The organism is Nitrosovibrio sp. Nv17 (assembly GCF_900119085.1).
Classification (GTDB): Bacteria; Pseudomonadota; Gammaproteobacteria; order Burkholderiales; family Nitrosomonadaceae; genus Nitrosospira.
The window spans coordinates 101,164-116,478 of sequence record NZ_FPIQ01000004.1; the positions used below are offsets into that span (position 1 = coordinate 101,164).

Below are 15,315 nucleotides of genomic sequence, written 5' to 3' on the forward strand. Positions count from 1 at the left end.
CGCGCCCCACCCTCTATCCGTCGCCCGGCGCGCACCAGTGATCGAGGATGAGCTGAAGGCCCGCATTGCCGTTGAACTCGTTGATTTCCATGCGGTATACCGCATCGATGATTTCCGGCAAGGGAGCGGTGCAGGAGAACAGCACCGCTTCATGCAGGCGTTCCGGCATTCCGGGGGATTGCGCGCCGATCCGCGTTTCCAGTCTTTCCAGTTTGAGCTTGAGGTGCTTTTCCCCCACGACCCGCTGCGTCGCCACCCTGAAGCGCGACCAGAACGTCGGCTGGGCGAAGCCCTGTCCCCATACCTGCTCCGTCAGGCGCCGCGCCAACTCCGGATCGAGTTCCGACGCCTCCAGCGTGCCGTCGGTTTCGATGCACTGCGCGAGATCGGCCGGCGTCAGCAGCGCCTGGGCGGTTTCCTCGAAGGCGTGGCGGAAGGCTTCGAAGTCATCGGCACGCAGGGTGAGCCCCGCGGCTGCCGCGTGTCCTCCGAATTTCAGCAGGAGTCCAGGATGGCGCTTGGACACCCGATCCAGGGCATCGCGCAGGTGGAACCCCGCGATGGATCGGCCCGATCCCTTGATTTCACCCTCGTTGCCCGGTGCGAAGACGACCACGGGACGGTGGAACCTTTCCTTCATGCGCGAAGCGAGGATGCCGATCACGCCCTGGTGCCAGCCGGGATCGAACAGGCTCAGGCTGTAGGCGGCGGGGGCGTTCGCCACCCCGGCCGCTCGCTCCGGCATCGGCTCCGCCACGGGAAGTGCGGTGAGCATCGACAGCGCATGATCCCGCATGTCTGCCTCGATCTCGCGGCGCTGGCGATTGAGCGCATCGAGTTGCGAGGCGAGTTGCGCGGCACGGGAGACGTCGTCGGTGATCAGGCACTCGATGCCCAGCGACATGTCGTCGAGCCGGCCTGCCGCATTCAATCGGGGCGCGACCGCGAAGCCCAGGTCGTAGGCGGATGTCCGCCTGAAGTCGCGCCGTGCGACCTGCAGCAGGGCATGGATGCCGGCGCAGCCCAGTTTCCTGCGGATGCGCTGCAGGCCCTGGTGCACCAGGATGCGGTTGTTGTCGTCGAGCTTCACCATGTCGGCCACGGTGCCGAGCGTCACCAGATCCAGCAGGGCGGCCAGATTGGGTTCCCTCGGGAGCGCCGTGAACCGGCCTCGTGCGCGCAGTTCCGCGCGCAGGGCCAGCATCAGGTAGAACATCACCCCTACGCCGGCGAGATGCTTGCTGGGAAACCCGCAGCCGGGCTGGTTGGGGTTCACGATGGCGGCAGCCGGCGGCAGGCGGTCTCCGGGCAGATGGTGATCCGTCACGAAGACCTGCATGCCCAGGCGGCCGGCTTCCTCCACGCCCTCCACGCTGGCGATGCCGTTGTCCACCGTCAGGATGATGTCCGGCGGCAGCGGCATGGCGGCGGCCAGCCGCACGATTTCCGGGGTGAGGCCATAGCCGTATTCGAAACGGTTGGGGACGAGATAGCCGACCGTCGCGCCGAATGCCCTCAGGGCGCGCATGCCCACCGCGCACGCCGTGGCGCCGTCGGAATCGTAGTCGGCCACGATCAGCAGGCGTCTGTCCGCCCGGATCGCATCGGCCAGCTTCGCAGCCATGACATTGACATTCTTCAGGCGCTCGAACGGGATCAGCTGCGACAGCTTCGCGTCGAGCTGGTGCGGCGCATCGATGCCGCGCGCGGCGTAGACGCGGGCCAGCACCGGGTGCAGGCCGTGCCGGACGAGCGCGTCGAAGGCCTGCGCCGGGTAGCGACGGACGATGATGCTGGGCATGTGCAGGAACGGGGATGCAGGTTATCCTAGTATACCTTGGCGTACGCCGTGGTCGCGTCCGCCGGCCTCGCGCGGGTTCAGAAGTGATAGTGCGCGCCGATGCCGATGTACTCGACCCTTTCCCTGTAGAACTGGCCGATCGGGGAGTTTCCGTGAAAGTATTCCACCATGAACTGCAGCTTGCGGCCGAACGCCTGGAGGTTGTCGAACTGCACCCCCGCACGGGCGGAGATGTCGAGATTCCAGTCATTCTGCTCCCAGTTCTTCATGTCCACCGCCAGAATGGGCCGCATCGCCGCGAAGTCGATGCGCCAGGGGCTCCTGAATTCGACCCCGTACTGGATCGACCAGGGCTTGATGGACGAGGGCTGCTTGTGGAAGATGCCGCCTCCCCCGCCGTACATGCGGAAGCCGTACGGCAGTTCGTACGACAGCCTGAGATCGGCGCCTTCGTAGCTGAGGTTCACCCGCTGCACCGTCGTGCGCAGCAGGAACTCGTCGCCCAGGTGCGAGCTTTGATGGAATACGCGGCCGAAAGCGGAGAAGCGGCGCGCACGCGCGCTCACGTAGGCAGCGGCGATGAAGTCCGTGTTGATGAGGTCGGACGAACTCGCATCCAGGTTGAAGTCGCTGAAGACGCCGGCCTGCAGGCCGGTTTCCCATTGGATGATGGTGTCTCCCAGATTGGCCCGGTAGAATGGTATCGTCTCGCCGAAGCTGACGGCGCCGTTGTTGTTGCCATCGATGTTGTTGCCGATGTAGTTGCGATAGGCGGCCGAGAAGTGGGCCCAGCGCGGATCAGCCAGCAGCGGCTGAAACAGGTGGCCGGAGGGGAGGATGCCGGTCGCGAGCATCGCGGCGGCTTCCGCAGGGTCTGCGGAAAGGCTGCCGCCTCCGGTCGGCCCGGTATCGGCCGCCATGTCTGAACGGAGGGCGGGCGCCGCGTCTTCCAGGGCGGCGACGCTGACGACGCCCGGGATCTCGGAAAGCATTGCCAGGACACGTGCACGTTGTGCCGGCGCGAGATGGGCGACCGGCACAGCGATCGTGCCGTTGCGCACGATCAGGGAAGAGGGATCCACGCCAGACTCGTGCCGGAGTAGGCTGGCGGCATAACCCGCGAGATAGTCGTCGCTGGGGGCGGCGGCAACGTGGGACGGGAAGGACAGGGCGACGGCGATGAGCCACGAGGCCATCATATCGGCCGGACGTGGGCAACGGGGCCCGTGGGGGATTTCTTCCGGCATGTCGGCTCCTGGGGTGGATGTGGCGGGATCGTCCCGGGGAAGGGTGCCAGTCGCGAGCGGATCGCCATACACTAGCGGCTGCCGCGCGGGCGGTCGGTGCGTTGCCGCACGCTCCGCGGCATGGCGGTGCCGCTCCGCCGGGAAGATCTGGAGGAATGTCGATGCACCATCTGTTTCTTGCCGTCGCGATCCTGTGCGAGGTGGTGGCGACCTCCGCACTGAAGGCGAGCGACGGCTTTACCCGGCCATGGCCCACGCTGCTGGTCGTGGCGGGCTACGCCGCCGCCTTCTTCCTGCTGTCGCTGGCCTTGCGGGTGATTCCGGTAGGGATTGCGTACGCCCTCTGGTCCGGTGCCGGAATCGTGCTGATCGCCCTGATCGGCTGGCTGGTTTTCGGGCAGGCGCTCGATGCGCCCGCCATCATCGGCCTGGCGCTCATCGTGGCCGGCGTGCTCGTGCTCCAGCTTTTTTCCAAGTCGATCGCGCACTGATCCGGCGGGTGTACCAACGTCCAATGGTCTTCATCGGCAGGACTGCTACCATGCAATCCTGCCCGGCACCATTGCCGGGCCGATGCTCGGACGAGGTCGGCGATGACCATGGAAAAATTTTTGCTGCGATCGGCATTCGCGCTGATCGCGTGGCTGCCCGCAGGCGCCGGTGCGGTTTCCATCGCCCAGGTCGTCTGGGCGGATATCGGGTCCGACGGCCCGGCGATGGAGCAGGGGGGCGCCCGGGCCGGCGCGCATTGGCGGGGGAGTGTCCTGTTTCCTGTCCGCCCGCCGTCGGATGGGGGCACCGAGGGCCGTGCGGATCCGGATCCTTTCGGTGTCCCGGGCTGGCTCCGGGATGCTTCCCGGGTTTTCGGGCAATCCCCGTTTACCACGCAGGCCGGCGAATTTGCGGTGTTCAGCCTGCTTCTGGAGCGCCTTGCGAGAAATGAGGAAGCGCCCGGGGAGCTGGAGGACGAGGATACGATGAGCGGCTTTTTTGCCACGTTGGCCCTGGATTCCCTGGATATGGGGGCGTCGGGAGGGCATGCGGGAGGTGGGCAGGAAGGCATGGGCGAAGCCGGGCCCGTGCTTCGCGGACGGCGGGATTACCGGCATGATTGTCTGTACCGCCCGCAGGGAAGGGTACAGAAATTGGGGTGGTGGGACGATGGTTTCTGCTCGGGGGCGGGTGGCGGAGGAAAAAGAGGGGGCGGACGGACGCTTGCCGGCGTGAGCGGGATCCCGGGGGGGGCGGGTGGCGGAGGTGGAGGCGGCGGCTCGGGGGGAGGCCCGGGCGGCAAGGGAGGCGGGGACCCGGGCGGTCCTGGCTCCGGCAGCCCGGGTGGTCCCGGTGGTTCAGGCAATCCCGGCAACCCTGGCAACCCCGGCGATCCCTTCGATCCAGGCCTGCCTGGACCCGGAGATGGCGGCATCATCGTCGAGCCGCCCGATCCCGGCAATGTCCGGCCCGGCGATCCGAACGCCGTGCCCGAGCCTGCCACGCTGCTGCTCCTGGGCCTGGGGCTGGCGGGCATGCGGATCATGCGCCGGCGTGGCGGGGCCTCCGTCCGGGTACGGATGCGGTAGAGGGTGTACCCTACATGCGCGGGTTCGGCGTCGACCGGTGGAGGCGGAGCGCCTCTGCTGCAACGGGCGGCGTGCCCGCGAACCGGCTCTGCTTGATCCGCAACGTCTGGCCGATGCGAAGCCGTTCGGTCGTGCGGTTCCATGTCCTGAGCTGACTCACCGTGACCCCGTAGCGCCGGGCGATGGTGGACAGGGCATCCCCCTTCGCGACGGTATGAACGACCGTGCGCTCGGATGTTCCCGGCATCGCAAGCCGGTCGTTCATCATCGAGATGTCGCCGTCGTCGGTACCGTTGCCGGACGGCACCAGCAGCAGCTGTCCCGGAGGAATGGCGCCGTTGCCGTAGAGGTCGTTGACTTCCTTCAGGCGTCGTGTGCTGATGCCGTGCCGTGCCGCGATCGCCTCGGCATGCTCCGGGCGTTCCACCCGATAGAGCCGCCACGATACCAGCGCGGCCTCATGATTCCTCAGGTTTTCCAGGAATGTGTCCACCTTGTCTATCGGAAGCAGGACGCTGCGTGATTCGCTGACGTTGATCACGGGCCTGTTGTGGGCGGGATTGAGTGCGCGGAACTCGTCCACGGAGATGCTCGCAAGCTTCGCCGCCAGCCTGACATCCATGTGGCGGGTAGCCGCCACTTCCCCGAAATAGGGGTGATTGGGAACCGATTCCAGTTCGATGCCGAACATGGCGGGATTGGAGATGATGTTTCGGATGGCGATCAGGCGGGAAACATAGTTTTGGGTCTCGGGCGGCAGGCTGATGCTCCGGAAGTCCGCCGGCAGGCCGCTGTCGCGGTTCCTGGTGAGGGAGCGCGCCACCGCGCCTTCTCCCCAGTTGTAGGAGGCCAGGGCGAGCTCCCAGTCGCCGAACATGCCGTACAGGGTCTGGAGGTAATCCAGTGCGGCGCGGGTGGCGGCGATGATGTCCCGTCGTTCGTCGCGCCACCAGCTCTGCTTCAGACCGTGATTCTTCGCGGTGGAGGGGATGAACTGCCAGATGCCCGAGGCGTGGCTGGGGGAATAGGCCCTGGGATTGAAGGCGCTTTCGATGATGGGCAGCAGGGCGATCTCGGTAGGCATGCGCCGGCGCTCCACCTCTTCGACGATATGGAACAGGTAGCGTCTGCTGCGTTCGATGATGCGCTGCACGTACTTTGGATGGCTGACGTAGAAATCCTCTCCGTTGCGGACTTCATCGCTGTCGACGGACGTCATGGCGAATCCGCTGCGGATGCGCTGCCACAGATCCGCCGCGGCATCGGGAGAGCGTGCCGGGGCATGCACCGATTCATCGCCTTCGTCTCCGAATGGGCCCGTCCCGTCCTCGAATGGCCCGGTTCCCTGTGCGCGGAGGATCCCATGCAGAGCGGGCTCGGATCGGACGGGCGGCTGCACGACGGGATCCGTCGCCTGTGCCGCGGGAATCATGGCAATCATGGAAAGGACGAGGGCCAGCGCCCGCCGGGCCTTCCGCATCCTTGCCGTCAGACGCGCGGCCACGCCGCGGGCGCGGAACAGAGGAAGGTGCCGGAAGGGAGAGTGCGGCATGGGCGCGCGCCGTCGAGCGCCGTGCCGGGGCAGGCCGGCCATCATCCGCGTGTCGGGGATGGACTCTCGAAATGACCCAGTTCCACCCTGGGCGGCGGTTTCCAGCCGCGTTTGCGGTGTTCCGCCACCACGGTGGTGTAGATGCCGCCGCGCACGAAGAACCGGGCTGTGAGCCGCAGGTACCTGGGTTTCAGCACGGCGGACAGATCGTCGACGATGCGATTCGTGACCGCCTCGTGGAACGCATCTTCATCGCGGTAGGACCAGATATAGAGCTTCAGGCTCTTGAGCTCGACGCACCGCCTGTCGGGAACATAGTCCAGGATCAGCGTGGCGAAGTCCGGCTGGCCGGTCTTCGGGCACAGGCAGGTGAACTCCGGTATCTCCATGTGGATGTGGTAGTCCCGCGCGGGCGTGGGATTGGGAAAGACCTCCAGGGCTTTCGAGGGTTGGCTGGGCATTCTTTTTCCTGCCTCGATCAAATCGGTTAGAATCAGGCTCTTCGCCTGTCCTGGCGCATCGGGATCATCCGGGAAGGGATGGCCCGTTATTCGGATTGCGTGCCGCCCCTGTCCGTGCCTGCTTCCCCGGAGACGGCGTGCTCCGGTTCCAGGCCGCGCGGCAGTGCGCCAGGATCGAGATTATAACCGTTCACGAACGATACATTGCGTCTCTCTCACATCAAGCTCGCGGGTTTCAAGTCCTTCGTCGACCCCACGGCCATTCCCGTACCGGGGGATCTCGTCGGTGTGGTCGGGCCGAACGGGTGCGGCAAATCCAATATCGTCGATGCCGTGCGCTGGGTGCTGGGAGAATCGCGCGCATCCACGCTGCGGGGCGAATCCATGCAGGATGTCATCTTCAATGGATCGGCCCGGCGCAAGCCGGTGGGACGGGCCAGCGTGGAACTGGTGTTCGACAATCATCTGGGCAGGGCCGCAGGCCAGTGGTCCAGCTATGCGGAAATCAGCATCAAGCGGATCCTGCATCGCGATGGCGAGTCGACCTACCATATCAACAACGTCCACGTACGCCGCCGCGACGTCACCGACATCTTCCTGGGCACCGGCATCGGCGGGCGTGGCTATGCCATCATCGAACAGGGCATGATTTCCCGCATCATCGAGGCCAAGCCGGAGGAGCTGCGCGTTTTCCTGGAGGAGGCGGCGGGCGTGTCGAAGTATCGGGAGCGCCGCCGCGAAACAGGGCTGCGCCTGGGCGACACGCGCGAGAACCTGCTCCGGACGGGCGATATCGCCCGGGAGCTGGGGACGCAATTGCAGCGCCTGGAGGAGCAGGCCGAGATCGCCTCCCGCCACGCGGACATGACGTCCAGGCTGCAGACCGTGCAGAATCTGCTGTGGCTGGCCCGAAAGCGAGAGGCCGCCGCGCAACGTGCGACCGCCGAGAAAGGGCTCCATGCCCTGCAGGAAGCATTCGAACTCGAGACCGCGAATCTGCGCAGGGCGGAACGGCGCCTGGAAGCACAGCGCGTCCGGCATGCCGCCGCCGGGGAGGGCCTGCAGGAGGCCCAGGGCGAACTGTACGCCGCCAATGCCGAGGTGGCGCATCTGGAGCAGCAGATACGCCACCTGCGCGAGAATCGGCAGCGCATGGAGCAGCAGATCGCGGCGATGCGGGGTCAGCTCGAGCACCATGAGCAACAGATGCGGGAGGCCGCCGCCGGCGTGACGCACTGGCGCGAGGAGGCGGAGCGCGCACGCGTCGCCTGCGAAGCCGCCAGGGATGAGGCCATGCGGGAGAGCGGCAACCTGCCGCAGGCGGAATCGGCCCTGCGTGCATGCCAGGAACGCCTGGCCGAGGTTCATCGGTACCTGCTGCTGGAGGAACAGAGCGGCCGCCTGGAGGAAAGCCATCGTGCCCATGCGGAGAGAATCCTGCAGCAGCTTGCGGCACGCCAGGCGCGGCTCGAGGCCGAGCGCGCCGCACTGCCCCAGACGGACATCGGAGAGCTGTCGCTCCTGCATGAGCAGGCAGAGGACATCGCGGCCGGCCTGGCGCAGAAGCAGGAGGCGCTGGCCCACGCCGAACGGCAGCTGCCGGCCGCGAATGCCGCCAGGCAGGAGCAGGTTCGCACGGTGCAGGATCTGGAGCAGCGAATGACCCAGGCGCAGGCCCGCCTCGCCGCCATGGAGCGCCTGCAGCAGCGGCTGGAGGGTAGCCAGGAGATGAGTGCCTGGCTTGCCAGGCAGCGACTGGAGGCGGTGCCGCGCCTGTGGCAGGGGATCCGGATCGAAGCGGGATGGGAGGATGCGCTGGAGGCGGTGCTGCGCGAGCGGCTCAACGGTGCTGGGCTGGCGCGGCTGGAGGAGGCGCATGGATGGCTGGATGATCCGCCGCCCGCGAAGTGGTCGCTGTACGAGCCCGAGCCGTTTCCGGTGGAGCGTGCGCCCGCCGGAACGGAAGCCAGGGAAAGCTGGATACCGCTGCGCCGTTACCTGACCTGCGCCAGTGCGGGCGCGGAAGCCGTGCTGGGCGAGTGGCTGGGAGGCGTGTTCGCGATCGAGGGGGTGGAGGCCGGTCTCGCGCAACGGGCGAGGCTCGAACCCGGCGAAGCGCTGGTCACCCGGGAGGGCCACGTGGTGACGCGCCACAGCCTGACCTACTATGCGCCCGATTCCCAGTTGCACGGGGTGCTGGTGCGCCAGCGCGAGATGGCGCAGATCGAGGTGGAGATCGGCGCGTTCGAAGCGCGTCTCGCGGTCGAGGCGGATGCCCTGGCCCAGGCGCAGGCGGACTGCCACGCACTGGAAGTGTCGGTGTCGCGCCTGCGCGACGAGTCGGGCGGGTTGCAGCGGATACATCACGACGTGCAGATGCAGCGGATGAAGCGCACCCAGGCGATCGAGCATGTCGACCGGCGCAGGGGACAGCTGGAGGAGGAGCTGGCCGAGATCGATCACCAGCGGGTCGCGGAGACCGCGCGTATCGAGGAGGCCCAGGCCAGGCTGGCAGGGTGCCAGGAGCAGATCGGGCGCCTGCGGGAGCAGGCCGGACAGGAAGCCCTGGCGCGCGACGCTGCGGAGCAGCGCCTGCAGCGCCAGCGCCGGCTGGCGCAAGACCGGGAACGGGCGGCACAGGGAGCCCTGTTCCATGAAAAGGCCTGCCAGAACAAGATACTGGAGATGGAAAACGCCATCCGGCTGGTCGGGGAGAACGCCGGGGAACTGAGGGGGAACCTGGAAAGGCTGCAGCGCGACCAGTGCGAGCTCGACGAAGCGCCGCTGCATGAGCGCCTGCAGGAATGGCTGTCGCTGCAGGAGCAGCGCGAGCAGGCGCTGGCGCAGGCGCGCGACGAACTGGAACAGGTGTCGGACGATTTGCGCGGCATGGAGCAGGCGCGCATGACATCGGAGCAGGCGTTGCATCCGTTGCGGGATGCCATGAACGAGGCCCGCCTCAAGGAGCAGGAGGCCAGGATCATCGAAGGGCAGTTCGAGACGCGGTTGAGGGACGCGGGTGCGGATGAGGATGCGCTGGCGCAGATGCTCGGCAAGGCGCGCCCATCCTCCCTGCAGGCCGAGATCGACCGTCTCGGTGCCGCGATTGCCGCTCTGGGGGCGGTCAATCTGGGCGCGCTGGAAGAGCTGCAGGCGGCCCAGGCGCGCAAGACATACCTCGATTCCCAGGTACAGGATCTGACGGAGGCGGTGGAGACGCTGGAAAGTGCGATCCGCCGCATCGACCACGAGACGCGCGCGCGCCTGCTGGAGACGGTGGAGCAGGTCAATGCCCACCTGGACGAACTGTTTCCGGTCATGTTCGACGGCGGGCAGGCGCGGCTGGTGCTGAAAGGTGAGGAAATTCTCGATTCGGGCGTACAATTCCTGGCGCAGCCCCCGGGCAAGAAGAACAGTTCGATCCATCTGCTCTCCGGCGGCGAGAAGGCCCTGGCGGCGCTGGCGCTGGTGTTCTCGCTGTTCCGGCTGAATCCGGCACCCTTCTGCCTGCTGGACGAGGTGGATGCACCGCTGGACGACAGCAATACCGAGCGTTTCTGCAACCTGGTGAAGAAGATGTCGCATCAGACCCAGTTCCTGTTCATCAGTCACAACAAGATCACGATGGAGATGGCGCAGCAGTTGATAGGGGTCACCATGCAGGAGCAAGGGGTGTCGCGGGTGGTGGCGGTGGAGATCGAAGAAGCCGTCCGGCTGGGCGATGCGGTCATGGCGACATGATCGACACGGCGGACATGAACGAGCTGCGCATCGGCCTGGTCGCCATCGGTCTGGTACTGGTGCTGGGAGTGGCCCTCTTCAACTGGATGCAGCAGCGGCGCTACCGGCGGGAATCGAGGAAGGCGTTCGCACGCGAGCACGAGGATGTATTGCTGAGGCCGGAGGGAGACGACGCCGCAGCCATGGGCGGCCGGGTAGAACCGCAGCTGCGCAGCGACGCGTACCCGCTTCCCCCGCTCCCGCCCACGAGTGTGAGCGCGGAGCCGGAGGCATCCGGTGCCCTGGCCGATGCCGGCGAATCCGGGGATCTCGGCACGGCTGCGGTGGCTGCCGGCATCGATGCAGCGGCACCCGACGATCCGATCACATCGATCCCACCGGCCAATGCGGCGTCTTCGCCCATGCCAGCGCCCACGCCGGCCCCCACGCCGACCCCCACGCCAGTACCGGCGTCAGGGGAAGGCGGCGTGGCGGAAATCGACTACGTCGTCAACCTCCATGCCGCGGTGCCCGCGACGGAGGCGGAGCTGGCGGAGGTGTTGCAGCGCAAGTTCGATTTCGGCAAGCCGGTACGCTGGCTGGGGCAAAGGAAGGCGGGTGCGCCCTGGGAGGAGATGACGGCCGAGGCACTCGGCAGGAGCGGCTTCCTGATCATGAAAGGTTGCCTGCAGCTGGCCGATCGGGCCGGGCCCGTCAGCGAGGTCAGCCTGTCCGGCTTCCACGACATGGCGCAGCATCTCGCTGCGCGCACCCAAGCGGCACTGGATGCCCAGGATGTGCGCACGGCCCATGCCCGGGCACTGTCGCTGGATCAGTTCTGCGCGGAAGTGGACGTGATGGTGGGACTCAACATCATCAGCCGGGACAGCGGCGTCTTTACCGGCGCCAAGATACAGGTCCTGGCGGAAGCATCGGGTTTCAGGCTGGGGGCGAACGGTACCTTCGGCCATCGCGGCGAAGACGGCACCCTGCGGTTTTTCCTGGGCAACCAGGAAGCGTCGCCGTTTCTCGCCGACGGCATGCGCATCCTGACGACACGCGGCATCACCTTTCTGCTGGATGTCCCACGCGTCGCGGACGGCGAGAGGGCGTTCGACGACATGACGCATCTTGCCCGGAGCTTCGCGGACACCCTGGGCGGCATCATGGTCGATGACAACGGCGTTACATTGAGCGACGCCGGCATCGGCAAGATCAGGCAGCAGCTGGGCGTGATACAGTCCTCGATGCGGGCGCGGGGGATTCCTGCGGGCGGCGAGGTCGCGCTGAGGCTGTTTGCATGAGCCACTTCCACCGCCAGGGCTGAGTGGGCCTCCCCGACGAGATCAGGCAACAGGCCCTGGCGCTGCGCACCGCGCTGGAACGGCACAACGAGCGGTACTACGTGCTGGACGCGCCCCTCGTCCCGGACGCCGAATATGATCGACTGATGCGGGCGCTGCAGGATCTGGAGCGGCGCTATCCGCTCCTCGCCACGCCGGATTCGCCCACGCAGCGCGTGGGCGCCGCCCCGCTCGCGGCCTTCCCGCGGGTGACGCACGGCATGCCGATGCTCTCCCTAGGCAACGCGTTCGATACGGGCGAGGTGGAGGCATTCGACCGACGCGTGCGCCAGGCTCTGGGAGTGGAAAGCGTAGCCTACGCGGTGGAGCCCAAGTTCGATGGCCTTGCCGTGAGCCTGCGCTACGAGGGTGGGGTGCTGGTGGCGGGTGCGACCCGGGGAGACGGGTACGTCGGCGAGGACGTCACGCCGAACCTGCGCACCCTGCGCGCCATTCCGCTGCGCCTGCAGGCCGCGGACGGGATTCCGATCCCGGCCCTGCTGGAGGTGCGGGGCGAGGTGCTGATGCTGCGGGACGACTTCGACAGGCTCAACCGGGAGCAGCGCGAGAAGGGCGGGAAGGTATTCATCAATCCGCGCAATGCCGCCGCCGGCGCGCTGCGGCAGCTCGACTCCGGCGTCACCGCCACGCGCAGGCTTGCGTTCTTCGCATACGGGGTCGGCGCAAGCGAGGGGCCAGGGATGCCGTGCGACCGGCACAGCAGCATCCTGGACCGTCTGGCGTCGCTGCGCTTTCCCGTGGTGCAGGAGCGCCGCGTGGTCACGGGCGCGGCGGCGCTGCTGGCCTATCATCGAAACATGGAGGAAATGCGGGCCATCCTGCCCTACGACATGGACGGCACGGTGTACAAGGTGGACGACCTGGCGCAGCAGGCGGCGCTCGGGTACGTGTCGCGGGCGCCCAGGTTCGCCCTGGCGCACAAGTTTCCGGCCCAGGAGGCAGCCACACGGGTACTGGGGATCGACGTGCAGGTGGGCAGGACCGGGGCGCTGACCCCGGTTGCCCGGCTGGAGCCGGTGTTCGTGGGCGGGGTGACCGTGACCAATGCGACGCTGCACAACGAGGACGAGATACGGCGCAAGGACCTGATGATCGGCGACAGCGTGATCGTGCGCCGCGCCGGAGACGTGATCCCCGAGGTGATGGCGGTGCAGAGGGAACAGCGGCCGGCCGATGCCCGGCCCTTCGCCATGCCCGATCATTGCCCGGTCTGCGGTGCGCGCGCGCTGCGCCTGCCGGGAGAGGCCGTGACGCGCTGCAGCGGCGGACTGTACTGTCCGGCGCAGCGCAAGCAGGCGCTCCTGCACTACGCTTCGCGCCGCGCCATGGACATCGACGGCCTGGGTGAAAGACTGGTGGAGCAGCTGGTGGACCAGGCCATCGTCAGGACGCCCGCAGATCTCTACCGCCTGGGCGTGGCAGCGCTGGCGGCGCTGGAACGCATGGCGGAGAAGTCGGCCGACAATCTCGTCGCCGCCATCGGAAACAGCCGGCGCACCACGCTGGCGCGGTTCGTGTACGCCCTGGGCATCCGCAACGTCGGGGAAGCCACTGCCAAGGCGCTTGCGCGCCACTTCGGCAGCCTCGACCGGCTGGCGGCCGCCGGCAGGCAGGCCCTGCAGCAGGTGCCGGACGTCGGCCCGGTGGTGGCGGAGAGCATCGCCGGATTCTTCGCCGAGCCCCACAACGTCGAGGTCATCGAGCAGCTGCGCGCCGCCGGCGTGACGTGGGACGAACATCCGGGCGCCATCCCGGCCGATGGCCCGGGCGGGCTGGGCGGCAGGAACTTCGTGCTGACGGGGACGCTGCCGACCCTGGTGCGCGAGGAGGCCAGGGAAAGGATCGAGGCCGCCGGAGGCCGGGTCGTGGGCAGCGTCTCGAAGAAGACCGACTACCTCGTCGCCGGCGCCGATCCGGGCGGCAAGTACGACAGGGCGATCGAGCTCGAGATACCCATCCTGGACGAGGCGGGGCTGCTACAATTGCTGGCGCGGGGGTGCGACAGCCCGGATGATCCCCTGCATTCCTGAATCTTTTCTAGCAGAGACACACACCTATGACGAAAATAACCAAGGCGGTCTTCCCGGTGGCGGGGATGGGCACGCGCTTCCTTCCGGCCACCAAGGCCAGTCCCAAGGAGATGATGCCGATCGTGGACAAGCCCCTGATCCAGTATGCGGTCGAGGAAGCCATCGCGGCGGGCATCACGGAAATGATCTTCATCACGGGCCGCAACAAGCGTGCGATCGAGGATCATTTCGACAAGGCGTACGAACTGGAAACGGAACTGCAGGCCCGCGGCAGGACAGAAACCCTGGAGGTGCTGCGCGGCATCCTGCCGAAGAACGTCTCCTGCATCTACATCCGCCAGTCCGAGGCCCTGGGGCTGGGCCATGCGGTGCTGTGCGCGCGCCCCGCCGTGGGGGATGCGCCGTTCGCGGTGCTGCTGGCGGACGACCTGCTGATCGGCAGGCCCCCCATCATGCGGCAGATGACCGACGTCTATGAGCGCCATCGCTGCTCGATACTGGCGGTGCAGAACGTCGAGCCCGCTGAGACGGGCAGCTACGGCATCGTGCGCTGCGAAGGCGGGGCGGATGGGCTGTATCCCATCGCCGGCATCGTCGAGAAGCCGCGGCCGGAGCACGCACCCTCGACGCTGGGCGTGGTGGGCCGCTACGTGCTCACGCCCCGCATATTCGACCACCTCGAAAGAGTGACGCCGGGAGCGGGTGGCGAAATCCAGTTGACCGACGGCATCGCCTCCCTGCTGCAGGAAGACCAGGCGCTGGCCTATGAGTTTTCCGGTACCCGCTACGATTGCGGCACCAAGATCGGCTATCTCAAGGCGACGATCGCGCTGGCGCTCGGGCATCCCGAGGTGGGCAGGGAATTTTCCGAGTACCTGGACACGTTCGAACGCTGCGGCTCTCTCGCCTGAGATGGCACCGTGCCCGTTTCCCGTGACGCCCGGCTGACGGCCCATGCTGTCCGCGGAGGAGGCGACCGGCATACTCGAGCGGGCAGAGCTGATCTGTTCCGAGGAGGCGGTGTCGCGGGCGGTGGCGGACATGGCCGCGGCCATCACGGCGGAGCTGTCGCACAGCCATCCGCTGGTACTGAGCGTCATGGGCGGCGCGGTGGTGTTCACCGGCCAGCTGCTGCCCCGGCTGGCGTTTCCGCTGGATTTCGACTACGTGCACGTCAGCCGCTACGACAACGAGATCCGGGGTGGAGACATCAGCTGGAGGACGATCCCGCGCGAGAGCGTCCGCGGCAGGGTGGTGCTGGTGCTGGATGACATACTCGACGAGGGCATCACGCTCGCGGTGATCCGTGACTGGGTCCTGGGACACGGCGCGGCGGCGTTCTACAGCGCCGTATTCGCCGAGAAGTGTCTCGGCAGGGCCAAGCCGGTCGAGGCGAACTTCGTCGGTATCGTGGTGCCCAATTGCTATGTGTTCGGTTTCGGCATGGACATCCACGGCGCGTGGCGGAATCTGCCCGCGGTCTACGCGCTGCGCGAACCGCCACGGACCCCGGATTGACGGGTCTGCCGCATTTTTCCACCGTTCTTCATCGATCATGAC

The 15,315-nt window shown here is 67.2% G+C and carries 11 protein-coding genes; 7 read left to right on the forward strand and 4 right to left on the reverse strand.

Annotated features, from left to right (window positions below; all coding sequences use genetic code 11):
* Positions 1–13 precede the first annotated feature (13 nt).
* Both recJ and BT108_RS03860 read right to left on the reverse strand, forming a co-directional pair.
* Complete coding sequence (recJ, locus tag BT108_RS03855; protein ID WP_072293228.1) at positions 14–1,801, reverse strand: single-stranded-DNA-specific exonuclease RecJ; 1,788 nt, start codon at positions 1,799–1,801, stop codon at positions 14–16.
* Positions 1,802–1,878: 77 nt separating this feature from the next.
* Positions 1,879–3,048 (reverse strand): DUF1207 domain-containing protein, encoded by a 1,170-nt coding sequence (locus BT108_RS03860; protein WP_143142385.1) that lies wholly within the window; start codon positions 3,046–3,048, stop codon positions 1,879–1,881.
* Positions 3,049–3,209: 161 nt separating this feature from the next.
* Here BT108_RS03860 and BT108_RS03865 point away from each other — a divergent pair, with 161 nt between their 5' ends.
* Both BT108_RS03865 and BT108_RS14095 read left to right on the forward strand, forming a co-directional pair.
* Entirely contained in the window at positions 3,210–3,539 is a 330-nt protein-coding gene (locus tag BT108_RS03865; RefSeq protein WP_072293289.1) for a DMT family transporter, read from the forward strand.
* 108 nt (positions 3,540–3,647) lie between these two features.
* Entirely contained in the window at positions 3,648–4,628 is a 981-nt protein-coding gene (locus tag BT108_RS14095) for a PEP-CTERM sorting domain-containing protein (RefSeq protein WP_143142386.1), read from the forward strand.
* Positions 4,629–4,638: 10 nt separating this feature from the next.
* Here the strand turns inward: BT108_RS14095 and BT108_RS03875 are convergent, their stop codons facing one another.
* Together BT108_RS03875 and queF are read right to left on the reverse strand one after the other, a co-directional pair.
* Positions 4,639–6,180 carry a transglycosylase SLT domain-containing protein gene (locus tag BT108_RS03875; RefSeq protein ID WP_083566197.1) on the reverse strand — a complete coding sequence of 514 codons (1,542 nt, stop codon included), beginning with the start codon at positions 6,178–6,180 and terminating at the stop codon, positions 4,639–4,641.
* Positions 6,181–6,221: 41 nt separating this feature from the next.
* Positions 6,222–6,641, reverse strand: a complete 420-nt coding sequence (queF, locus tag BT108_RS03880) for a preQ(1) synthase (protein ID WP_072293231.1) — start codon at positions 6,639–6,641, stop codon at positions 6,222–6,224.
* A gap of 204 nt (positions 6,642–6,845) precedes the next feature.
* Between queF and smc the strand changes: the two genes are divergently transcribed.
* From smc to BT108_RS03905, 5 genes are read left to right on the forward strand one after another with little or no spacing between them, the layout of a single operon-like run.
* Positions 6,846–10,382 (forward strand): chromosome segregation protein SMC, encoded by a 3,537-nt coding sequence (gene smc, locus BT108_RS03885; RefSeq protein ID WP_072293232.1) that lies wholly within the window; start codon positions 6,846–6,848, stop codon positions 10,380–10,382.
* A complete protein-coding gene (locus BT108_RS03890; protein WP_072293233.1) occupies positions 10,379–11,665 on the forward strand; it encodes a cell division protein ZipA C-terminal FtsZ-binding domain-containing protein in 1,287 nt (428 codons plus the stop codon). The genes smc and BT108_RS03890 overlap by 4 nt, the downstream gene beginning before the upstream one ends.
* A gap of 23 nt (positions 11,666–11,688) precedes the next feature.
* The gene (gene ligA, locus BT108_RS03895) at positions 11,689–13,755 is read left to right on the forward strand and encodes an NAD-dependent DNA ligase LigA (RefSeq protein WP_072293234.1); all 2,067 of its coding nucleotides are present in this window, start codon (positions 11,689–11,691) and stop codon (positions 13,753–13,755) included.
* Positions 13,756–13,781: 26 nt separating this feature from the next.
* Positions 13,782–14,666, forward strand: coding sequence for a UTP--glucose-1-phosphate uridylyltransferase GalU (gene galU, locus BT108_RS03900; protein WP_072293235.1), 885 nt, complete (start codon positions 13,782–13,784; stop codon positions 14,664–14,666).
* Between the two features lie 43 nt (positions 14,667–14,709).
* A complete protein-coding gene (locus BT108_RS03905; protein ID WP_072293236.1) occupies positions 14,710–15,273 on the forward strand; it encodes a hypoxanthine-guanine phosphoribosyltransferase in 564 nt (187 codons plus the stop codon).
* Positions 15,274–15,315: the final 42 nt, after the last annotated feature.

What these genes read in the sequence shown, in the direction of transcription:
- recJ (WP_072293228.1), bottom strand. Translation starts at nt 1,801, where the DNA reads ATGCCCAGCATCATCGTCCGTCGCTACCCGGCGCAGGCCTTCGACGCG.
- BT108_RS03860 (WP_143142385.1), bottom strand. Translation starts at nt 3,048, where the DNA reads ATGCCGGAAGAAATCCCCCACGGGCCCCGTTGCCCACGTCCGGCCGAT.
- BT108_RS03865 (WP_072293289.1), top strand. Translation starts at nt 3,210, where the DNA reads ATGCACCATCTGTTTCTTGCCGTCGCGATCCTGTGCGAGGTGGTGGCG.
- BT108_RS14095 (WP_143142386.1), top strand. Translation starts at nt 3,648, where the DNA reads ATGGAAAAATTTTTGCTGCGATCGGCATTCGCGCTGATCGCGTGGCTG.
- BT108_RS03875 (WP_083566197.1), bottom strand. Translation starts at nt 6,180, where the DNA reads ATGCCGCACTCTCCCTTCCGGCACCTTCCTCTGTTCCGCGCCCGCGGC.
- queF (WP_072293231.1), bottom strand. Translation starts at nt 6,641, where the DNA reads ATGCCCAGCCAACCCTCGAAAGCCCTGGAGGTCTTTCCCAATCCCACG.
- BT108_RS03890 (WP_072293233.1), top strand. Translation starts at nt 10,379, where the DNA reads ATGATCGACACGGCGGACATGAACGAGCTGCGCATCGGCCTGGTCGCC.
- galU (WP_072293235.1), top strand. Translation starts at nt 13,782, where the DNA reads ATGACGAAAATAACCAAGGCGGTCTTCCCGGTGGCGGGGATGGGCACG.
- BT108_RS03905 (WP_072293236.1), top strand. Translation starts at nt 14,710, where the DNA reads ATGCTGTCCGCGGAGGAGGCGACCGGCATACTCGAGCGGGCAGAGCTG.